Raw genomic sequence first — 21,257 nt, 5'->3', positions numbered from 1 at the left:
GTAAATGGAATTAATTCACAAATTTTCAATAGATGGTTTAAAATATGTTTTGGATGTTAACACAGGTTCGATTATGGAAATTGATGAGCTTGTATATGATCTTTTAGAAGATGATAGAGTTTTAACTTTAGATGAAGCAATCGAAAAATTTTCATCTAAATATTCTTTTGATCAAATAAAAGAAGCTCTAGATGAAATAAATAATTTAGTTGAAGAAGGAGTTCTTTATACAAAAGATATGTATGAAGAAAAGGTTAAGAAAAATAATGAGCAAGAATATATGAAAGCAATGTGTTTGAATGTTGTTCATGATTGTAATCTTAAATGCAAATATTGTTTTGCTGATGAGGGAGAATATAAAGGTAAGCGTGAAATCATGACTTTTGATGTTGCGAAAAGAGCATTAGATTTTCTTATTAGCCAAAGTGGTCCAAGATATAATATAGAAGTTGATTTATTTGGTGGTGAACCATTAATGGCATTTGATATGATAAAACAATTAGTGGATTATGCGAGAAGTATTGAAAAACAAGCTAATAAAAATATAAGATTTACTATAACTACAAACGGACTTCTACTAAATGATGAAATAATTGAATATTTAAACAAAAATATGAAAAATATAATACTGTCTATAGATGGAAGAAAAGAAGTTAATGATAAGATGAGATTAACTGCTGTAGGAACTGGGTCTTATGATATTATAATTGACAAAATAAAGAAGCTCGTAGATGGAAGAGAAGAAGGTCAAGAATATTATTTGAGAGGTACATATACACATCAAAATCTAGATTTTTCAAATGATTTTATGCATTTGGTTAATGAAGGATTTAAAGAAATTTCACTTGAACCTGTTGTTGTTAAAGATGATTCTGAAATATCTATAAGATTTGAAGATTTAGAACAAATTTATGACGAGTATGATAAAATTTACAGATATTTGAAAGATATGATAGATGATGGGAAAAAGATAAATTTTTATCATTATAATATAAATCTTCAAGGTGGTCCATGCGTATACAAGAGGGTTTCTGCTTGTGGAGCAGGATTTGAGTACATAGCAATAACACCTAGTGGTGATATATATCCTTGTCATCAATTTGTTGGTAAGAAAGAATTTGTTATAGGTAATGTTAATGATTTATTGAACTATGGAATAAGAGAACCACAAATTGTTGAGGAATTTAAAGAAGCAAACATTTATAAAAAAGAAGATTGTAATAAATGTTGGGCAAGATTTTATTGTAGTGGTGGATGTCAAGCTAATAATCATGAGTTTACAAACTCTATATTGAAACCATATAAAATTGGATGTTATCTACAAAAGAAGAGAATAGAGATGGCTATAGCTTTGAAAGTCTATGAAAACTCTAAAGATACTTATATAAATAACTAGTTTTATTTGTATAAAAAATTTTCAGGAGGTATGATGTGGGAAAAAACGGTTTTACTTCAAAAAAATCTTCTGTTTTTATTTTTATTATTATAGTTATTTTAGTTATATTTTTTTCAGTCTGGGGATTTTTAGGATTTGAAATATTTGGATATAAATTTATGAACTTTAATGAATCCATAAAGAAGGGATTAGATCTTCAAGGAGGAGTTTCTGTACTACAAGAGATTGTAGATGAGGAAGTAACAAAAGATACTTTGCAAAGGACTAGAGAGTTATTATCATTACGGGTTAATAAATTTGGTTTAAGCGAGCCGGTTGTTGCAATAGAAGGAGATAATCGTATAAGAATTGATCTTGCAGGTGTATTTGATTCAGACGATATTGTTAAAACACTTACATCTACGGGTGAACTTACTTTTAAAGATGAAAATGGCAATGTTCTTCTTACGGGGAATGATGTTAAAGATGCAACGGCGGTGCTCACTAATGAAGGAAAAGCAATAATACAATTGAAATTTACTCCGGAGGGTACTCAAAAGTTTGCAGAAGCTACTAAAAATAATCTTAATAAAACTATAGAAATAAGTATGGATGATCAAGTATTAACAAAACCTGTTGTTAATACTGAAATAACTGAAGGAGAAGCAGTAATTGAAGGTAGCAGGAGCTTTGAAGAAGCTAATAAGGTTGCAAGTATAATACAATCAGGAGCGTTGCCTGTAACATTAAAAACTATTTCTGTGAGTACAGTTGGACCTACACTTGGTGCTGAAGCTATACCTAATACAGTCAAAGCAGGAATTATTGGATTTATATTTATATTTATTATAATGTTTATTAGATATAGATTTCCAGGGGTTATTGCTACTATGTCATTATTCATATATATGCTTTTATTTTTATTTATTTTTTCATTAATACAAGCAGTACTTACTCTTCCAGGTATAGCAGGGATACTTTTAACTCTTGGTATGGCTATTGATGCTAATATTTTGATTTTTGAAAGAATAAGAGAAGAATTAATAAAAGGAAAATCTGTTAAAATTGCTATAAGAATTGGATTTGATAAAGCTATGAGTTCGATTCTTGATTCTAATATAACAACAATAATAGCAGGACTTGTTTTATATTTTATTGGAACAGGTGGAGTTAAAGGATTTGCCACTACATTACTTATTGGTACTGTTTTAAGTATGTTTAGCTCTATAGTTATAACAAAATTTATGATTAAACTTATTTATAATATAGGATTAAGATCCAAAGCAAGCTATGGATTAACTAAATCGATAGAGCAAAAAAGTGGAGGGGCGATAAAAGATGAGTATAGTGAAGAGATATAAACTTTGGTTTTTAATATCTATAATTATAATATTAATTGGTGTTGGTATGTTTTTCTATCGAGGAGTTAATATAGGTATAGATTTTGTGGGAGGTACTACTGTATCTATAGAAATTGGAAAAGAATTTAATAAAGAGGAAATTGATCAAATATTATCTAAATATTCAAAAGATGCGACCTCAAAAAAAGTTAATGAAACTCAGTTAGAGATAAGAAGTAAAGAATTTACAGTTGATAAAGTAAAAGAGTTTTTTAATGAATTGAAAGAAAAATATGAATTAGAAGAATCAGCTTTGTTATCACAAAACGAGATAGGTGAGTCAGTAGGTAAGGAACTTTCAAATCGTGCATTAATTGCTGTTTTTATTGCTACAATTTGTATGCTTATATACATAGTTATAAGGTTTGAAATCTTTTTTGGGATAGCTGCAATAATTGCACTTATTCATGATGTTTTAATTACGTTAAGTGCATACTCAATTTTTTTCGTACCTATAAATTCACCATTTATTGCTGCAATACTTACTATAGTTGGTTATTCTATAAACGATACGATAGTAATTTTTGATAGAATAAGGGAAAATAAAAAAATACATTCTGGTAAATCAGATGAATTTATTGCAGATTTGAGTTTGAAACAAAGTTTTGTTAGATGTATAAATACTTCTTTAACAACAATAGTTATAATACTTTCAGTTTATATTTTTGTACCAAGTGTAAGAGAATTTTCTTTTCCAATACTTATTGGAATGATATCAGGAACATACTCTTCTCTATTTATTGCGACTCCTATATGGACATTATTAAATTCTAGAAAATCTAAAAAAAAGAAATAGTTTTGTTTGCAGATTAGTTTATTAAATTAATCTGCTTTATTTTTGTTAAATATATTGTAAAACTTATGATTGTAAATTATAATTAAATGTGTTTTTCTAATGATTTGGAGGACTATTATTATGGAAGATTATCGTAATGTTGTTTTTAAAAAAGGGTGTATAGATAATAATTATAATCCTTTTGAAATTAATGGAATTAGAGAAGTACTTTATATAATAGATAATCTTATGAATAAGCATACGAATATTTTGATTTGTGCACCAAGTAATTTAGATGGTGTATTATCTACATCTATTTTATTATTAGCTTTACGATATTTAAAATTAAAAGTTTCACATTACATATATGATGAAAATGAAGATTTTGATGAATTGGAATTTAAAAATCATGTTGAACTTATGAGAGCGGATGTAATTTTTTCATTAGACAGAATAATCAAACTTGATTTTCCAATAAAGTGTGTGAATATATCTAACAAATCAAATAATATTGAAAGATCTCCAGAGTATATACTTATAAATCCACATCAAGATAATTGTTTATATTCTTTTAAAGAGCTTACACTCCCAGCTTTAACATATAAAATTTTACAAGCAATAAGTAGATTTTATAATTTGAAAAGTATGGTGAAATTTATAGATTTAGTTTTTATAAGTTTGTTTAACGATAATGTTAAAGTGTGTGGTGAAAATTATGAGCTTTTAAAAGAGGGATCGTATTTTTTAAAAAATACTCGAAACTATGGTTTGAGAGAATTAATAAATATGAATTCTAAAAATCTTACTATAAACGAGTTGATTACTTTTATAAATCCTGAATATATGAGTAAAAATAAAATAACAAATGCTAGATTGATAGTAGAACTTCTTACGGTTTCAAATCCTTTAAAAGCTAATCAAATTTGTAAATATTTGATTAAAGAAGTCAATGATAAAGTGGAGGAAAAATTATGGACTTAAAAGATAGTATAAGAATTGTTGAAGATTTTCCTAAAAAAGGAATAAGTTTTAAAGATATTACAACTTTGATTCAAGATGGAGAAAAATTAAAATACACTATAGATTTGATTGTAGATAATTTGAAAAATAAAAATGTAGATTTAATCGTTGGACCTGAAGCAAGAGGATTTATATTTGGGGTTCCTGTTGCTTATGCTTTAGGAGTAGGATTTGTTCCAGTGAGAAAAAAAGGGAAGCTTCCTGGAGAAACTATTGAAGTAAGTTATAGTTTAGAGTATGGGGAAGATGTTTTAGAAATACATAAAGATGTCATAAAACAAGGAAGCAGAGTAGTTATAATTGATGATTTGTTAGCTACAGGTGGTACAATTAAGGCGGTTGCTGATTTGGTTACAAAAGCTGGAGGACAAGTTATTGAACTTGATTTTCTTATAGAACTTGAGAAAATTGGTGGAAGAAAACTTTTAAGTCAATATGAAGTTAAGTCTTTTGTTAAATATGATTGTTAGTTAATGGTTGAGTTTTTTTTGTTGTTGTACTATAATTAGCAGATAATAGAAAATGTTTTGGATATAATAAAAATTAAATAGCAAATATTTTAGGGAGCTTCAATAAATTTGATCTCCCTAAAATTATTATAATTTTGGGGGTTAATATGTATCAAAGATTAGAGGCCATAATAGATAAGCTTAATGAAAATAAGGAGTTAGTATTAGAAGCATTTAAGTTTGCGTTTAATGCTCATAAAAGTCAAAAAAGAATAGATGGAGAACCATATATAGTGCATCCTTTGGAAGTTGCGTATATTCTTTCTGAAATGAATTTAGATGTTAATACTATAATTGGTGGCCTTTTACATGATGTGATAGAAGATACAGAATTTACATATTCAGATATAACCTCCATATTTGGTGAGGAAGTTGCAATTTTAGTTGAGGGTGTATCCAAATTAGATAAAATAAATTATAAAACAAAAGAAGAAGCACAAGCAGGTAATATAAGAAAAATGCTTGTGGCTATGACCAAAGATATTAGAGTTATTTTAATTAAGTTAGCAGATAGATTACATAATATGAGAACATTAAAGTATTTATCTAAAGAAAAACAGAAAGAAAAATCAGAAGAAACTCTAAATATATTTGTTCCTTTGGCTCATAGACTTGGAATTTCTAAGATAAAGTGGGAACTTGAAGATTTATCATTTAGATATTTAAAACCAGATGAATATTATGAGATTGCAAAATTAGTTTCTCAGAAAAGAGATGATCGTGAGAAATTTACTAATTATATTATAGATGAATTTAAAAGTGTTTTAGAAAATGCAGGAATAGTTGCAAATGTTGAGGGGCGACCTAAGCACTTATATAGTATATATAAGAAAATTGTTCAAAAAAATAAAACAATAGAAGATATATTTGATCTTATAGCAATTAGGGTTATTGTTGATGATATAAAGGATTGTTATTTAGCGTTAGGACTGGCTCATGAAATGTATAACCCAATTTCAAACAAGTTTAAAGATTATATTGCAATGCCTAAACCTAATAATTATCAATCTTTGCATACAACGGTTTTAAGTAAAAATGGTAAGCCTTTTGAAATTCAAATTAGGACAAAGCAAATGCATAAAGTTGCAGAATTGGGAATTGCGGCTCATTTTAAATATAAAGAACAAAAAAATGATAAAGATGACTTCGATGAAAAGTTTGTTTGGATACGTGAAATTGTAGAATGGTTAACAGAAACAGAAAATCCAAAAGAAGCTATGGAAAATTTTAAAACTGATTTAATATTTCAGGAAATTTTTGCTTTTACTCCAAAAGGGAAAGTAATTTCACTTCCAGTAGGATCAACCCCAGTTGATTTTGCCTTTAGAATTCACACAGATATTGGATATAGATGTGAGGGAGCTAAGGTTAATGGAAAAATGGTTTCTCTTGATTATGAACTTGAAACTGGAAATATAGTTGAAATTTTAACATCTAAACAGCTTAAAGGACCAAGTATAGACTGGTTAAATTTTGTAAAGAGCAATCACGCAAAAAGTAAGATAAGACAATGGTTTAATAAAATTATTAAGGGAGATAGTATTTCTAAAGGAAAATATTTATTAGAAAAAGAGTGTAAAAAACGAGGGATAAAATTTAATGATTTTTTAAGTCACCGTGATATAAATAAATTTATTAAGTTACTTGGTTTTTCTTCTATGGATGCTTTATATGCTGTAGCTGGAATGGGAAATATAAATTCTTCTTCTGTGATAAATAAGTTTAACGAAATTGTTTTTGATGATGAGAAGGAAAAGTTTGATGTAAAAAAATTAAACGATCAATTGACTCAAAAAAATATAAATAATGAAATTAGTCAGAGAAAGAAGAAAAATAAACAGGAAAGTGTATTGATAAAAGGTGAAAATAATATGTTAAGTAAATTTGCTAAATGTTGCACTCCTGTTTATGGTGATGAAATAATAGGTTTTATAACAAGAGGAAGAGGTATAACAATTCATAGAAAAAATTGCAAAAACATAACTAAGTGTATTGATTCGGAAAGAATTATTGATGTTGAATGGTATAATTTTAAAAATGAAAAATATGATGTAGATATTTGTATATCTATAAAAAATGCTACATCCTCTATTATAGAAGATGTTACTAAGGTTATTAGAAGTCTTCATGTATATTTAAAAAGTATTAATTTTAGAGAAGAAGATTTTGAAATTTCTAGAATTGATATTAGAGTTACTGTAGATTCTAAGCAAAATTTAGATATACTTTTTTATTCATTAAAAAATATTCCAGGATGCGTTAATGTTTTTAGACCAAATAGTTTAAATTAGAGGAGATAAAATTGAGAGCTGTTGTTCAAAGAGTTAAGAAGTCTTCTGTTAATGTTAATGGAAAAGTATTTAGTAAAATTGAAAAAGGTTTATGTTGTCTTATTGGTATAAAGTGTGGTGAGTCTATTGATGATCTTAAATATATAAGAGATAAAATTATTAAGCTTAGAATTTTTGAAGATGAAAATGGAAATTTAAACAAATCTGTTTTGGATATTGGTGGAGAGCTACTTTTAGTTTCACAATTTACTTTATATGGTGATGGGAGAAAAGGCAATAGACCTTCTTTTATAAATGCAATGAAAAGAGAAGAAGCACAAGATTTGTTTAATGATTTTGTGGAGATGTTTAAAAAGGAATGTAATCTAAATATTAAAACTGGATTTTTTGGTTCTGATATGGAAGTAGAAATAATTAATGATGGTCCTGTGACAATATTATTAGATAGTGAGAAAAGATTTTAAAAATTGGGAGATTAATTATTATGGATAATATTAAAATTCATAGAATTCCACTTGGAAGTTATCAGGCAAATTGTTTTTTAGTTGAAAATCTTGAAACTCATAATGCACTTATAATTGATTGTGGTGATGGAGAAGAGTTACAACAATATATAGACGATAATTTGTTAGACATTAAAATTGAATATGGACTAATTACTCATGGTCATTTTGATCATGTTGGTGGAATTGAATATGTTCAGAAGAATTTTGGTACAACTTTTTTTATAGGACTTGAAGATCTTCAAGCTCAGTATGAAGAGCCATATTTGTTTCCAGGTGTAAAAGATGTTAATATAGTTTATGATGGAATAGAGATGAATTTTGAAGATTTCAAAGTTGGAGTTATATGGACACCAGGGCATACTAAAGGTGGAATGACTTACAAGTTGGGAAATCACGTTTTTACTGGAGATACTCTATTTAAAGGATCAATTGGTAGAACGGATTTTTATGGTGGAAACTTTGAAACTTTAATGGACAGTATAAAAAATAAATTGTTGGTATTACCTGAAGATACTATTGTTCATTCAGGACATGGTGAAGATACAACTATCGGAGAAGAAATTAGAAATAATGAGTTTTTAAAATAGGAGAAGGTATGTTTTAAAATGAGCAACTTTATACAAATACCTAAGGGTACGAAAGACTGCTTACCTCAAGAAAGTTATGTTTGGCAATATGTTGAATCATTTTTGAGAGATAAAGCCAGAAAGTTTGGTATAAAAGAAATCAGGACACCTATTTTTGAATATACAGAGCTTTTTTTAAGAGGAATCGGTGAGGCGACAGACATTGTTCAAAAAGAGATGTATACATTTAATGATAAAGGAAATAGGAGTATTACTCTTAAGGCTGAGGGAACTGCTCCAACAATAAGGGCGTTTATTGAGCATAGTTTATATGCTCAAACTCAGCCCACAAAAGTTTTTTATATAACACCAGTATTTAGATATGAAAATGTTCAAAAAGGAAGATTAAGACAGCACCATCAATTTGGTGTTGAAATTTTTGGTTCACCATCTCCAGTTTGCGATGCAGAGCTTATTAATATGGCTTACTCGATTTATGAAGATTTGGGAATTAAAGATAATTATGTAAATATAAATTCTCTTGGATGTAGAGAGTGTAGGCCGACTTATACAAAAGAGCTTGAAAAGTTTTTACATAAAAATGTAGATTGTTTATGCGGAATATGTAAAGATAGACTTGAGAAGAATCCATTAAGAATTTTGGATTGTAAAAATGAAAAGTGTCAAAATGTTTTAGTTGATGCACCTAAGATACTTGATTTTATATGTGATGATTGTTCAAATCATTTTGAAGAAGTTAAAAGTTTTTTAAAAGTGTTTAATATAAAATTTAATGTTAATTCTAGTATTGTTAGAGGACTTGATTATTATACTAGAACAGTTTTTGAAATTTTAGATAAGAATGGTTTGGCTCTTTGTGGTGGTGGACGTTACGATAATTTAATTGAGCAAATCGGTGGTAAAGATGTTCCAGCTGTTGGATTCGGTATGGGAATAGAAAGATTGATGATTGCTCTAGAAAATGAGGGAATAAAGGTTTCAGAAGAAGAGACTTTAGATGTATTTATTGTTATGTTTGATAAATTATTTGGGAAAGATGCTCTTAAATTATGTAACGAGTTAAGAAAACTAAATATATCTTGTGATCTTGATTATCTAGATAGAAATCTTAAATCTCAAATGAAATATGCAAATAAGATTAATGTTAAAAATGTAATTGTTATTGGTGAAGATGAAATATCAAATAATTATTTGAATATTAAGAATATGTCCACAGGAGAGACAGTAAAAACAGAACTTGATGCTAAGAGTATAAAAGAAGCATTAGAAATAAAACGATAGGGAGTTGCTTTATGGAGTTAAAGGGATTAAAGAGGACTACATATTGTGGTTTAGTTACTAGAGAATTTTCAAATCAAGAAATTGTTCTTGAAGGTTGGGTTAATAGGAAAAGGAATCTTGGATCATTAATTTTCATTGATTTAAGAGATAGAGAAGGTCTTGTACAGATAGTGTTTAAAGAAGGAAATGAAATTTTTGAAATTGCTGACTCTCTTAAACCAGAGTATTGTATAAAAGTAAAAGGAATTGTAAAAGAACGCGAGTCTAAAAATCCTAATTTATACACTGGTGAGATTGAAGTTATTTGTGATGGAATTGAAATTTATTCAAAATCTAAAGCTTTGCCATTTTTGATTGAAGAAGGATATGACGTGAATGAAAATTTGAAATTTAAATACAGATATTTATCTTTAAGGGATGAGAGATGTCAAAAAGTATTTAAAATGAGAAATGAAGCGTCTTACGCTTTTAGAGAATTTTTACATAATGATGGGTTTATTGAAATTTCAACTCCTATTTTAAATAAGAGTACACCTGAAGGAGCAAGAGACTTTTTAGTTCCAAGTAGAATTAATAAGGGAACATTTTATGCGTTACCTCAATCTCCTCAAATTTACAAGCAACTTTTAATGATAAGTAACTTTGACAAATATTATCAAATGGCTACTTGTTTTAGAGATGAGGATCTTAGAGCAAATAGACAACCTGAATTTACTCAGGTAGATATTGAAATGAGTTTTGTGGATGAGCAAGATGTAAAATCGAAAATGGAAGGATTAATAAAGCATGTGTTTCACAAAACAATTGGTTTAACAATAGAAGATAAATTTATAGAAATGAGTTACGAAGATTGTTTGAATTTTTATGGAAGCGATAAGCCAGACATAAGATTTGAAATGAAAATTATGGATATGAAAGAAGATTTTTTAAACTCAGAATTTCCAATATTTAAAGATTGTATTGAAAATAATAAAGAGATACGTGGAATTAAAGCAGAGAATTCTAGTTTTTCAAGAAAACAATTTGATAAATTTACTGAGTTTGTGAAGAATCATTTCGGAGCAAAAGGTTTGGTTTATATTAATTATAAAGACGGGCAAATAGCATCTTCAATTAACAAGTTTCTTACAGAGGAAGATAAGGGGCGTTTAACTGAAAAATATAATCTTAAAAATGGAGATTGTTTGTTTATAATTTCAGATACAAAGAAAGTTGTTTTATCTGCATTAGGAGCGTTAAGATTAGAGTTAGCGAACCATTTGGAATTATTGAAAGACAATAAAGAATTTAAATTTTTATGGGTTACGGATTTTCCATTGTATGAGTATAGCGAGGAAGATGGAAGATACTATGCAGCACATCATCCATTTACTATGCCTAATGAAGATGATATTAAATATTTTGATACTAAAGAGTATTCAAAAATTAGAGCTAAGGCTTATGACTTAGTATTAAATGGTGAGGAAATTGGTGGAGGAAGTATAAGAATTTATAATGATGAAATCCAAAAGAAAATGTTTGAAGCTTTAGGATTAAGTGAAGAAGATGTACAAAATAAATTTGAATTCTTCGTTGAAGCTCTTAAATATGGAACACCACCTCACGGAGGAATAGCTTTTGGTTTTGATAGAATTGTTATGTTTTTAACTGATACTAATGATATTAAAAATGTAATTGCTTTTCCTAAAAATAAGAAGGCAGAATGTTTATTATCTCAAGCTCCAAATGAAGTTAGTGAAGCTCAGCTTGATGAAATTGGAATTGAAATAAAAAATGAAGATTAAATTTGGTTGAATAAAATGCTATGTTTAATGTAATTGCTTGTAATATTAGTAGTATGTTAACATAGCATTATTTTTTTACATTTTAAGGAGTTGATTTTAATGATAAATGATAGAGAATTGGTAAATTTAATTTTAGATGAAAAGAATAGACAACTTAATAATATAGAACTTATTGCTTCTGAAAATTTTGTTAGTAATGATGTGCTTGAGGCGATGGGAACAATTTTAACTAATAAATATGCAGAGGGTTATCCAAATAAAAGGTATTATGGTGGATGTGAAATAGTAGATAAAGTTGAAAATTTAGCGATTGATAGAATGAAGAAATTATTTGATGCGGAGCATGCTAATGTTCAGGCACATTCTGGCTCTCAAGCTAACATGGCTGTATATTTTTCAGTTTTAAACCATAATGATACAATTCTCTCCATGAGTTTAGATCATGGAGGACATTTAACTCATGGAAGTCCAGTTAATTTTTCAGGTAAGACATATAACTTTGAGTTTTATGGAGTTGATAGAGAGACTGGAACTATAAATTATGAAAATGTTATGGAGATTGCTAAGAAAGTACAGCCAAAACTTATTGTTTGTGGATACAGTGCTTATCCAAGAAAAATAGATTTCAAAAAGTTCAGAGAAATTTGTGATGCTGTTGGTGCTTATATGATGGTTGATATGGCTCATATAGCAGGATTAATTGCAGGAGGAGAACATGAAAATCCAGTTAAATATGCGGATTTTGTAACTACTACAACTCATAAAACTTTAAGAGGTCCAAGAGGTGGAGCGATTTTATGTAAAGAAAAGTATGCACAGAAATTAGATAAATCAATTTTTCCGGGAGTTCAAGGTGGGCCACTTATGCATGTTATTTCTGCAAAAGCTGTTTGCTTTAAAGAAGCTATGAGTGAAAATTTTAAAAATTATGCTAAACAGATTGTGAGAAATTCAATTAAATTAAGTGATGAATTAAAAAATAGAGGATTTAATTTAATATCTGGTGGAACTGATAATCATTTAATTCTTATTGATTTGAGAAATAAAAATATAACGGGAAAAGATTGTGAGTTATTATTGGACTCAATTGGTATAACGGTAAACAAAAATTGTATTCCATTTGATGAACAAAGTCCATTTATCACAAGTGGAATAAGAATAGGAACTGCTGCTATGACTACTAGAGGTTTTAAAGAAAATGAAATGGTATTAATTGCTGAATTAATTGATGAAGCAGTTAAAAGTAGAGAAATTAATAATAAAGCTTTAATTCAAAGGGTTAGAGACATTACCAGTAAATTTCCATTATTTTCATATTAATCTTGATAATTGTAAAAAACTGTAAGAGTTGACATGAATTTTATAATGTAATATACTTAAAAAACGCTAATTAACATGCGAGGAGATTTTAGATGTTTAATGTACATAGTCGTATTGTAGATACAGGTATGTATGTACCTGATAAAATTTTAACTAATGATGATTTGGAAAAAATGGTGGATACAAGTGATGAGTGGATATATAGCCGAACAGGTATAAAAGAAAGGCGTATTTCTTCTTTTGCAACTTCGGTTCTTGGATTGAAAGCTGTTAATGATTTATTAACAAAAATCGATAAAAATCCACTTGATATAGATTTGATTGTATTTTGTACAATTTCACCAGATAATAATACTCCTTCTTGTTCTTGTTTAGTTCAAAAACATATAGGCGCTAAAAATGCTACGGCATTTGATATTAATGCAGCGTGTACAGGTTTTATTTATGGACTTGTTTTGGCAGATAGTTTGATAAAAACTGGAAAGTATAAGAATGCTATTGTTATAGGTAGTGAAGTTTTATCTAAACTTATAAATTGGAAAGATCGAAATACGTGTGTTTTATTTGGGGATGGAGCAGGAGCTGTATTTATTGAAGCTACTTCAGATATTAACACAGGAATAATTGATACATATACAAGGTCTATTGGAGAGAAGTCAGATTCTTTAATATCTAGGTCTATACCTGTTTCTAATTTTATGGTGGAAAATACTGAAGAAATATATCCATATATTGAAATGGATGGAAGAGAAGTATTTAAATTTGCAGTATCATCGATTGTTGAAAGTATTGAAAAATTATTGAAGGATAATAAATTATCAATAAATGATATTAAATGCATTGTACCACATCAAGCAAATATAAGAATAATTGAAGCAGCAGCACAAAAATTGAAAATTTCAGTTGAAAAGTTTTTTACTAATTTACATAAGTACGGTAATACTTCTGCTGCAAGTATACCTATAGCACTCGATGAGGTTAATAGATCTGGTAATTGCAAAAAAGGTGATTTAGTTATATTGGTAGGTTTTGGTGGTGGACTTACTTATGGATCAATTTTAGTTAGATGGTAATTTGTTTAATGTTTAGGAGTGTATTTAAATTATGAAAAAGTTTGCGTTTATTTTTCCTGGACAGGGTTCTCAATATGTAGGTATGGGTAAATATTTTTATGATAATTTTAAAGAATCAAAAGATGTTTTTGATAGAGCTGATGACATTTTGAAATTTAATTTGTCAGATAAAATATTTAATGGTACTATGGATGAAATAAGTGAGACGAAAATTACACAACCAGGTATATTGACTGTTAGTATGGCGATTTTGGAAGCTTTAAAAAGCATTTGTGATATAAAAACTTTTTGTACAGCAGGTTTGAGTTTGGGTGAATATTCAGCATTGATATGTTCAGGTTTTTTAGATTTTACTCAAGCTATTCCATTAGTTCAAAAAAGAGCTGAGTTTATGGTAAGTTCTTTGTCTGATGGTGAATATGGAATGACTGCTGTTATTGGTTTGTCTGAGGAAAAAATATTAAAAGTTATTGATGAAGTTAAAAATTATGGAGTTTTGGAAGTTGCAAATTATAATTGCCCCGGACAAATTGTAGTTTCAGGTGAGGTTTCGGCTCTTGAAAAAGCTGAAGAATTATTTCTTGAAAATGGTGCGATAAAAAGTGTAAGATTGTCAGTGAAAGCTCCATTTCATACTAGTTTCTTGTCAAGTGCAGCAGAAAAATTTAAAGTTGAGTTATCTAAGATTAATTTTGAAGAATCAAAAATTCCTGTTATATCAAATGTTACAGCTGAAGAAATTTCTTATGATAGTTTAGTTGGTTTGTTGTCAAAACAGGTTATGAGTTCTGTTTTGTGGGAAAAGAGTGTACATAAAATGATTGAAATGGGAACAGATGTTTTTGTTGAGATAGGACCAGGAAGAACTTTGTCTGGTTTTATAAAAAAGATAGATAGGAAAATAACAGTTTTGAATGTAGAAGATCAAGCATCTTTAGAAAAATTTTTAAAAGTTTTGAGTGAGGTGTAATTATGCTTAAGGATAAAGTTGCAATTGTTACTGGAGCTTCGAAAGGTATCGGAAGAGCTATTGCGATTAATTTTGCTAAAGAAGGAGCAAAGGTTGTTTTAAATTATAGAAGCGATGATAATGGTGCTCAAGAAGTTTTAAAAGAAATTGAAAACAGTGGTGGGGTTGCATTTTTACATAAGGGAGATGTAAGTGATTTTTCTGTTGCAGAGGATTTAATAAAATTTTGTATAGAAAAATTTTCTAGAATAGATATATTGGTTAACAATGCTGGAATAACTAGAGATACACTTCTTTTAAGAATGAAAGAGGAAGATTTTGATAGTGTTATAAATGTTAATTTAAAAGGAAGTTTTAATTGTGTAAAACACGCTTCATCTTTTATGATTAAACAAAAGTATGGAAAAATATTAAATATTAGTTCTGTTATAGGACTTATTGGAAATATTGGACAAATTAATTATGCAGCTTCTAAAGCGGGTATAATAGGAATGACTAAATCTTTAGCTAAAGAACTTGGATCTAGAGGAATAAATGTAAATGCTATAGCTCCTGGTTTTATTGAAACAGATATGACTAGTGTACTAGAAGATAAAACAAAGGAAACAATTATGTCACACATACCATTAAAGAGAATGGGAAGTGTAGAGGATGTTTCTAATCTTGCAGTATTTTTAGCTAGTGATTTAGCAAGTTATATAACTGGTCAAGTGATAACTGTAGATGGCGGAATGGTGATGTAGGAGGATTTTAAAGCATGAATAATAGAGTTGTTGTTACGGGAATGGGTGCTGTTACACCCATAGGAAATGATGTTGTGGAATTTTGGAATAATGCAAAAGAAGGTATAATTGGAATAGAGAAAATTTCAGAAGATAGAAAAATCGAAAACGATAAAGTTAAAGTGGTTGCACCATTAAAAAATTTCGATGTATCTAAGAGATTAAATGTAAAAGAATGTTCTAGACTTGATGAGTATTCCATATATGCACTTTATGCCGCAGAAGAAGCTGTACAAGATTCTAAACTTGATTTGGAGGTTGTCGATAAAACTAGATTTGGTGTTGTTGTTGGATCAGGAGTTGGAGGGTTTAATACTCTAGAAGAAGTAATTGGTAAAATGAGAAAAACTAATAGTGTTAGAATGTCTCCACTTACAATACCTAAATTAATTATTAATATGGCTTCTGGAAATATTGCTATAAAATATGGAGCGCGAGGAGAGTCTAAGTCAGTTGTTACTGCATGCGCAACATCAACTCATTCTATCGGAGATGCGTATAGATTATTAAAGCATGGGTATTTAGATATTTGTATAGCAGGTGGAAGTGAATCAGCTATAACAACTCTTGCACTTGGAGGTTTTACAGCATTAACAGCTCTTAATACGACAAATGATCCAAGTAGGGCATCAATTCCTTTTGATAAAGAAAGAAATGGATTTGTTATGGGAGAAGGTGCGGGCATTTTAGTTCTAGAAACTTTAGAACATGCACAAAAAAGAGGAGCTAATATTCATGCTGAAATAGTTGGATATTCATGTACAACAGATGCTTATCATATAACTGCTCCAATGCCAAGTGGTGAGATGAGTTCAAAGGCTATGGAGAATGTAATTAAAGAGGCAGGTATTTCTTATAAAGATGTAGATTATATAAATGCTCATGGAACTGGTACTAAAATTAATGATGCAGTAGAAACTAAAGCTATTAAAAATTTATTTAAGGATCATGCTTATAATTTAAAAATTAATTCTACAAAATCTATGACAGGTCATTTATTGGGAGCAGCAGGTGCAGTTGAAGCTATAGCTTGTATTAAATCATGTGAAGAAGATTTTATACATCCTACTGCGGGATATAGTGTTTTTGATGAAGAGTGTGATTTAAATTATGTTCCTAATTGTGGTATAAAACATGAAGTAAATTATGCGATGTCAAATTCTTTAGGATTTGGTGGACATAATGGAGTCTTATTATTTAAAAAATGGAGAGGTTAGGTATTAATGTCTTTTAAAGAAATAACAGAATTAATAAATATAATTGATAAATCACAAATTTCATTTATGGAATTGAATTATGAAAAAGTTTATTTAAAGTTAGATAAGTCTCTAAATCGTGGTGAAACTACTAATGTTAAAGATTTTAATAATCAAGTTAAAATTAATGATAAAAATTATGGGGTTGAAACTGAAGAAATTTGTGATGTTGTAAAAGAAAATGTTAAAAATACGAACGTAAATGTAAATGATGTATTAGAAGAAGATGAGAATGTTCAATACATACTTTCTCCTATGGTTGGTACTGTTTATTTAGCTCCATCACCAGGTAAACAAACATATGTATCTAAAGATCAAGATATAAAAAATGGGGATGTTGTTTGTATAATAGAAGCTATGAAATTAATGAATGAAATTGAAAGTGAATATTCTGGAAAAGTTATAGAAATTTTAGTTAAAAATAGTCAGATGGTAGAATATGGACAAAAATTATTTAAGATAAAAAAGAGTTAATAAAAGGTGAGTGAACGTAAATGAAAAAACAAATAAACATAACAGAGATATTAAAAATTCTTCCGCATAGGTATCCATTTTTGCTTATAGATAAAATAGTTGATATTGAAGCTAATAAAAGTGTTACAGCCATAAAAAACGTTACTTTTAATGAACCTTTTTTTCAAGGACATTTTCCAGGCACTCCTATTATGCCTGGAGTTTTGATATTAGAAGCTTTAGCTCAAACAGGAGCTGCTGTAGTTTTATCGATTGAAGAAAATAGAGGTAGAATTGCATTATTTGTTGGAGCTAATAATGTTAAATTTAGAAGAATGATAGTTCCAGGAGATGTTTTGGAATTAAAATGTGAAATGCTTAGATATAGATCTAATTTTGGAGTAGCAAAATGTATTGCTAAAGTTAGAGATGAAATTGCTTGTGAAGCAGAAATATCATTTGCTATTCAATAGTTAGGAGAAGTTTATGATAAAAAAAGTTTTGATTGCAAATAGAGGTGAAGTAGCGGTTAGAATTATAAGAGCTTGTAGAGAATTGGGAATTATATCAGTAGCTGTTTATTCTGAAACTGATAAGGAAGCGTTACATACACAACTTGCTGATGAAGCGATTTGTATAGGGCCAAGTTCATCTAGAGACTCTTATTTAAATATACCAAATATTTTAGAAGCTACAGCATTGAGTGGTGCTGAGGCAATACATCCAGGATTTGGTTTTTTATCTGAAAATTCTAAGTTTGCTAAAATGTGTGGCGATTGTAATATAACATTTATTGGTCCTAGTTATAAAACTATGGATTTAATGGGTGATAAGGCTAATGCAAGAAGAACAATGAAAGAAAATGGTATTCCTATTGTTGATGGATATGAAGGGCATATCAAAGATGAAAACCACGCTTTGGATATTGCAAAAAAAATAGGATTTCCGATTATGATAAAAGCTGCACTTGGTGGTGGAGGAAAAGGAATAAGAATTGTTGAAAATGAAAAGGATTTTATAAATGCTTACATAATGGCTAAAAGTGAAGCTGTAGCATGTTTTAATAATGACACGGTTTATTTAGAAAAATATGTAAAAAATCCACATCACATAGAATTTCAAGTCTTAGCTGATAGTCACGGCAATGTTGTTCATTTGTTTGAAAGGGATTGTTCAGTACAACGAAAAAATCAAAAATTATTAGAAGAAGCACCATCTACTATTTTAGATGAAGTTACTAGAAAAAAAATGGGAGATGTTGTTCTAAAGATTTGTAAAATTGTTGGATATGTAAATGCTGGAACAATAGAATTTCTTGTGGATGATGATAAAAATTTTTATTTTATGGAAATGAATACAAGAATTCAGGTTGAGCATCCTATTACTGAAATGATAACGGGAATTGATCTTATAAAAGAGCAAATTAAAATTGCTAGTGGTTATAAATTGAGTTTTAATCAAGATGATATAAAAATTAATGGACATTCTATTGAATGTAGAATAAATGCTGAGGATGCAAAAAGAAATTTTCTTCCTTCGCCAGGTAAGATTGAACAATTAAATGTTCCAGGAGGATTTGGAGTTCGATTAGATAGTGCTGTTTATCAAGGGTATACTATTCCTTCTTTTTATGATTCTATGATTGCAAAACTTATAGTTCATGGTAAAAATAGACAGGAAGCTATTATGAAAATGAAAAGAGCATTGGCAGAGTTTGTTATTGATGGTATAGAGAGTAATATAGATTTTCAATTTAAAATTTTAAATGATCCGGATTTTAATTCGGGTAATTATAACACAGGATTTTTAAATAAGTTGGTGAATAATAAGTGATAATTGATTTTTTTAAAAAAAATAAGTATATTACTGTTAGTACTACTACCTTTGAAGAAGATAGAAAAGTATATATACCAAATGACCATTGGATTAAATGTAATAAATGTTCAAGGATATTGTATAAAGAAGATATTAGTGCAAATTTGATGGTGTGTCCTTTTTGTGAATATCATTTTAGATTAGAGCCTAGAAAAAGAATTGATTATTTATCAGATGAAAATAGTTTTGAGGAATTTGATAACGATGTTGTAAGTGTGGATCCTTTAAATTTTCCTGATTATGCAAAAAAAATAGAATTAGGAAAAGAAAAGTCTATGGAAAAAGATGCTGTAGTTTGTGGGAAATGTTCTATAGATGGCAATGAAGTTGTTATTTGTGTTATGAATAGTTTTTTTATGATGGGAAGTATGGGAAGTGCTGTTGGAGAAAAAATAACACGTGCTATAGAGATGGCAATTGAACTTAAACTTCCGGTTATAATAGTCACTTCTTCTGGTGGAGCTAGGATGCAAGAAGGTGTTTTTTCACTTATGCAAATGGCAAAAATAAGTGGAGCTTTGAAGAAATTGTCTGAGAATAAGCTGTTGTATTTAACAGTAATTTCTGATCCTACAACAGGTGGTGTTACTGCAAGCTTTGCGATGCTTGGTGATATTATTATAAGTGAGCCTGATGCTTTAATTGGTTTTGCAGGAAGACGAGTTATAGAAAAAACTATAAATGAAAGTTTACCAGATGATTTTCAGAAAGCAGAGTTTCTTTTAGAAAAAGGTTTTTTAGATAAAATAGTACATAGGAAAGATATGAAAAAATTTATATCTTATGTATTGAAAATGCATAGGAGGTGTAACTAATGAGTGATTTAACAGTTTGGGAACGTGTTACACTTGCAAGAATGCCAATGAGACCTAATTCTAAGTTTTACATAGATAATGTGTTTGATTGTTTCGAAGAATTACATGGTGATAGATTTTACGGAGAAGATAGAGCAATTTGTGGTGGTATTGGAAGTATTAATGATATACCTGTAACAATTATTGCTCAGATGAAAGGTGAAAATACAAAAGAAAATATAGCGAGAAACTTTGGTATGCCTAATCCTGAAGGATATAGAAAAGCTCTCAGATTAATGCATCAAGCTAATAAATTTGGAAGACCTATTATTACTTTTGTTGATACTCCTGGAGCGTTTTGTGGTAAGCAAGCTGAGGAAAGAGGTCAAGGAGAGGCGATTGCTAAAAATTTGTATGAGATGATGGGTTTTGAAGTGCCAATACTTTCAATAGTTATATCAGAAGGTGGAAGTGGAGGAGCTTTAGGAATTGCTGTAGCAAATGAAGTTTGGATGCTTGAAAATTCTATATATTCTGTAATATCTCCTGAAGGTTGTGCGAGTATTTTATGGAAAGATTCTTCAAAAGTTAAGGAAGCAGCTGGAGTTTTAAAGCTTACATCTTATGATTTGTATGAATTTAAAATTATAGATAAAATAGTTGATGAGCTTGGAGAAGGTGCTCATGTTACAAAAAATGAAATTGCGAAAAATATGAAAGATGAAATTCTTGGTTTTATCGAAAGATTTAAAGGTAAATCTGGAGAAGAGATTAAAGAGCATAGATATAAAAAATTTAGAAAAATTGGCGAGTATGGAATTGAATAAGTATAGAGAATCTAATCTGATGTTAAGTGGATTAGATTTTTTATTTTTTGATTTATTAGATTTGTGCTGTGTTGACTGTGAAAAATGAAATTGTTATAATCTTGAATTATTATGGAATTAAGGAGAATTTAAATGAAAATGTCTACTAAGGGTAGATATGGTATAAAGGCTATGCTTGAACTTGCACTTGTTTATGAAATAGAAACAATGTCTGTTAAAAGTATTGCAAAAAAACAGAACATATCTGAACTTTATTTGGAACAAATATTTTCTATGCTTAGAAAAGCACAATTAATTAAAAGTGTTCGTGGTGCAAAAGGTGGTTATTCTTTAACTAGGAATCCGAAAAATATTACGATTAAAAATATTATAGATGTAG

At 28.8% G+C, this 21,257-nt stretch carries 21 protein-coding genes; all 21 read left to right on the top strand.

Annotated features, from left to right (window positions below; translation table 11 throughout):
* Nucleotides 1–4 precede the first annotated feature (4 nt).
* On the top strand, nucleotides 5–1,396 hold the full coding sequence (scfB, locus tag A6P36_RS02230) for a thioether cross-link-forming SCIFF peptide maturase (RefSeq protein ID WP_066760587.1): 1,392 nt from the start codon (nucleotides 5–7) through the stop codon (nucleotides 1,394–1,396).
* 35 nt (nucleotides 1,397–1,431) lie between these two features.
* Nucleotides 1,432–2,736: a protein translocase subunit SecD gene (gene secD / locus A6P36_RS02225; RefSeq protein WP_066760586.1), complete on the top strand. Its 1,305-nt coding sequence runs from the start codon at nucleotides 1,432–1,434 to the stop codon at nucleotides 2,734–2,736.
* Nucleotides 2,714–3,571: a protein translocase subunit SecF gene (gene secF / locus A6P36_RS02220; RefSeq protein WP_066760584.1), complete on the top strand. Its 858-nt coding sequence runs from the start codon at nucleotides 2,714–2,716 to the stop codon at nucleotides 3,569–3,571. Before secD ends, secF begins: the two co-directional genes overlap by 23 nt.
* A 120-nt stretch (nucleotides 3,572–3,691) precedes the next feature.
* Nucleotides 3,692–4,531, top strand: coding sequence for a DHH family phosphoesterase (locus A6P36_RS02215; protein WP_066760582.1), 840 nt, complete (start codon nucleotides 3,692–3,694; stop codon nucleotides 4,529–4,531).
* Nucleotides 4,522–5,040, top strand: coding sequence for an adenine phosphoribosyltransferase (locus A6P36_RS02210; protein WP_066760581.1), 519 nt, complete (start codon nucleotides 4,522–4,524; stop codon nucleotides 5,038–5,040). Before A6P36_RS02215 ends, A6P36_RS02210 begins: the two co-directional genes overlap by 10 nt.
* 146 nt (nucleotides 5,041–5,186) lie before the next feature.
* Nucleotides 5,187–7,370 carry a RelA/SpoT family protein gene (locus A6P36_RS02205; protein ID WP_066760579.1) on the top strand — a complete coding sequence of 728 codons (2,184 nt, stop codon included), beginning with the start codon at nucleotides 5,187–5,189 and terminating at the stop codon, nucleotides 7,368–7,370.
* Between the two features lie 11 nt (nucleotides 7,371–7,381).
* A complete protein-coding gene (dtd, locus tag A6P36_RS02200; RefSeq protein WP_066760577.1) occupies nucleotides 7,382–7,834 on the top strand; it encodes a D-aminoacyl-tRNA deacylase in 453 nt (150 codons plus the stop codon).
* Between the two features lie 20 nt (nucleotides 7,835–7,854).
* Nucleotides 7,855–8,463 carry an MBL fold metallo-hydrolase gene (locus A6P36_RS02195; RefSeq protein ID WP_066760575.1) on the top strand — a complete coding sequence of 203 codons (609 nt, stop codon included), beginning with the start codon at nucleotides 7,855–7,857 and terminating at the stop codon, nucleotides 8,461–8,463.
* An 18-nt stretch (nucleotides 8,464–8,481) separates the two neighbouring features.
* Nucleotides 8,482–9,744, top strand: coding sequence for a histidine--tRNA ligase (hisS, locus tag A6P36_RS02190; RefSeq protein ID WP_066760573.1), 1,263 nt, complete (start codon nucleotides 8,482–8,484; stop codon nucleotides 9,742–9,744).
* An 11-nt stretch (nucleotides 9,745–9,755) separates the two neighbouring features.
* On the top strand, nucleotides 9,756–11,528 hold the full coding sequence (gene aspS, locus A6P36_RS02185) for an aspartate--tRNA ligase (protein WP_066760571.1): 1,773 nt from the start codon (nucleotides 9,756–9,758) through the stop codon (nucleotides 11,526–11,528).
* Between the two features lie 99 nt (nucleotides 11,529–11,627).
* On the top strand, nucleotides 11,628–12,848 hold the full coding sequence (gene glyA / locus A6P36_RS02180; protein ID WP_066760570.1) for a serine hydroxymethyltransferase: 1,221 nt from the start codon (nucleotides 11,628–11,630) through the stop codon (nucleotides 12,846–12,848).
* A gap of 92 nt (nucleotides 12,849–12,940) precedes the next feature.
* Nucleotides 12,941–13,921: a beta-ketoacyl-ACP synthase III gene (locus A6P36_RS02175; RefSeq protein WP_066760569.1), complete on the top strand. Its 981-nt coding sequence runs from the start codon at nucleotides 12,941–12,943 to the stop codon at nucleotides 13,919–13,921.
* Nucleotides 13,922–13,952: 31 nt separating this feature from the next.
* Nucleotides 13,953–14,891: an ACP S-malonyltransferase gene (fabD, locus tag A6P36_RS02170; RefSeq protein ID WP_066760568.1), complete on the top strand. Its 939-nt coding sequence runs from the start codon at nucleotides 13,953–13,955 to the stop codon at nucleotides 14,889–14,891.
* A 2-nt stretch (nucleotides 14,892–14,893) separates the two neighbouring features.
* Nucleotides 14,894–15,634 (top strand): 3-oxoacyl-[acyl-carrier-protein] reductase, encoded by a 741-nt coding sequence (fabG, locus tag A6P36_RS02165; protein ID WP_066760567.1) that lies wholly within the window; start codon nucleotides 14,894–14,896, stop codon nucleotides 15,632–15,634.
* Between the two features lie 14 nt (nucleotides 15,635–15,648).
* On the top strand, nucleotides 15,649–16,890 hold the full coding sequence (gene fabF / locus A6P36_RS02160) for a beta-ketoacyl-ACP synthase II (RefSeq protein WP_066760566.1): 1,242 nt from the start codon (nucleotides 15,649–15,651) through the stop codon (nucleotides 16,888–16,890).
* Between the two features lie 6 nt (nucleotides 16,891–16,896).
* Nucleotides 16,897–17,403, top strand: a complete 507-nt coding sequence (gene accB / locus A6P36_RS02155) for an acetyl-CoA carboxylase biotin carboxyl carrier protein (RefSeq protein ID WP_066760565.1) — start codon at nucleotides 16,897–16,899, stop codon at nucleotides 17,401–17,403.
* Between the two features lie 20 nt (nucleotides 17,404–17,423).
* Nucleotides 17,424–17,855, top strand: a complete 432-nt coding sequence (gene fabZ, locus A6P36_RS02150) for a 3-hydroxyacyl-ACP dehydratase FabZ (RefSeq protein WP_066760564.1) — start codon at nucleotides 17,424–17,426, stop codon at nucleotides 17,853–17,855.
* A 13-nt stretch (nucleotides 17,856–17,868) separates the two neighbouring features.
* The gene (locus A6P36_RS02145; RefSeq protein WP_066760563.1) at nucleotides 17,869–19,215 is read left to right on the top strand and encodes an acetyl-CoA carboxylase biotin carboxylase subunit; all 1,347 of its coding nucleotides are present in this window, start codon (nucleotides 17,869–17,871) and stop codon (nucleotides 19,213–19,215) included.
* Nucleotides 19,212–20,072, top strand: a complete 861-nt coding sequence (gene accD, locus A6P36_RS02140) for an acetyl-CoA carboxylase, carboxyltransferase subunit beta (RefSeq protein WP_066760562.1) — start codon at nucleotides 19,212–19,214, stop codon at nucleotides 20,070–20,072. The genes A6P36_RS02145 and accD overlap by 4 nt, the downstream gene beginning before the upstream one ends.
* Complete coding sequence (locus tag A6P36_RS02135; protein WP_066760561.1) at nucleotides 20,072–20,878, top strand: acetyl-CoA carboxylase carboxyltransferase subunit alpha; 807 nt, start codon at nucleotides 20,072–20,074, stop codon at nucleotides 20,876–20,878. Before accD ends, A6P36_RS02135 begins: the two co-directional genes overlap by 1 nt.
* A 132-nt stretch (nucleotides 20,879–21,010) precedes the next feature.
* Nucleotides 21,011–21,257: RrF2 family transcriptional regulator (locus tag A6P36_RS02130; protein ID WP_156507960.1), on the top strand; the 247-nt coding region annotated here is incomplete at its 3' end.

Origin of the sequence: Candidatus Arthromitus sp. SFB-turkey, assembly GCF_001655775.1 — a bacterium.
Lineage (GTDB): Bacteria > Bacillota > Clostridia > Clostridiales > Clostridiaceae > Dwaynesavagella > Dwaynesavagella gallinarum.
This window is presented reverse-complemented; position numbering and strand designations above follow the sequence as displayed.

What these genes read in the sequence shown, in the direction of transcription:
- secF (WP_066760584.1), top strand. Translation starts at nt 2,714, where the DNA reads ATGAGTATAGTGAAGAGATATAAACTTTGGTTTTTAATATCTATAATT.
- A6P36_RS02175 (WP_066760569.1), top strand. Translation starts at nt 12,941, where the DNA reads ATGTTTAATGTACATAGTCGTATTGTAGATACAGGTATGTATGTACCT.
- fabD (WP_066760568.1), top strand. Translation starts at nt 13,953, where the DNA reads ATGAAAAAGTTTGCGTTTATTTTTCCTGGACAGGGTTCTCAATATGTA.
- fabG (WP_066760567.1), top strand. Translation starts at nt 14,894, where the DNA reads ATGCTTAAGGATAAAGTTGCAATTGTTACTGGAGCTTCGAAAGGTATC.
- scfB (WP_066760587.1), top strand. Translation starts at nt 5, where the DNA reads ATGGAATTAATTCACAAATTTTCAATAGATGGTTTAAAATATGTTTTG.
- A6P36_RS02210 (WP_066760581.1), top strand. Translation starts at nt 4,522, where the DNA reads ATGGACTTAAAAGATAGTATAAGAATTGTTGAAGATTTTCCTAAAAAA.
- fabZ (WP_066760564.1), top strand. Translation starts at nt 17,424, where the DNA reads ATGAAAAAACAAATAAACATAACAGAGATATTAAAAATTCTTCCGCAT.
- aspS (WP_066760571.1), top strand. Translation starts at nt 9,756, where the DNA reads ATGGAGTTAAAGGGATTAAAGAGGACTACATATTGTGGTTTAGTTACT.
- A6P36_RS02205 (WP_066760579.1), top strand. Translation starts at nt 5,187, where the DNA reads ATGTATCAAAGATTAGAGGCCATAATAGATAAGCTTAATGAAAATAAG.
- A6P36_RS02215 (WP_066760582.1), top strand. Translation starts at nt 3,692, where the DNA reads ATGGAAGATTATCGTAATGTTGTTTTTAAAAAAGGGTGTATAGATAAT.
- hisS (WP_066760573.1), top strand. Translation starts at nt 8,482, where the DNA reads ATGAGCAACTTTATACAAATACCTAAGGGTACGAAAGACTGCTTACCT.
- glyA (WP_066760570.1), top strand. Translation starts at nt 11,628, where the DNA reads ATGATAAATGATAGAGAATTGGTAAATTTAATTTTAGATGAAAAGAAT.
- fabF (WP_066760566.1), top strand. Translation starts at nt 15,649, where the DNA reads ATGAATAATAGAGTTGTTGTTACGGGAATGGGTGCTGTTACACCCATA.
- A6P36_RS02135 (WP_066760561.1), top strand. Translation starts at nt 20,072, where the DNA reads ATGAGTGATTTAACAGTTTGGGAACGTGTTACACTTGCAAGAATGCCA.
- A6P36_RS02145 (WP_066760563.1), top strand. Translation starts at nt 17,869, where the DNA reads ATGATAAAAAAAGTTTTGATTGCAAATAGAGGTGAAGTAGCGGTTAGA.
- accB (WP_066760565.1), top strand. Translation starts at nt 16,897, where the DNA reads ATGTCTTTTAAAGAAATAACAGAATTAATAAATATAATTGATAAATCA.
- A6P36_RS02195 (WP_066760575.1), top strand. Translation starts at nt 7,855, where the DNA reads ATGGATAATATTAAAATTCATAGAATTCCACTTGGAAGTTATCAGGCA.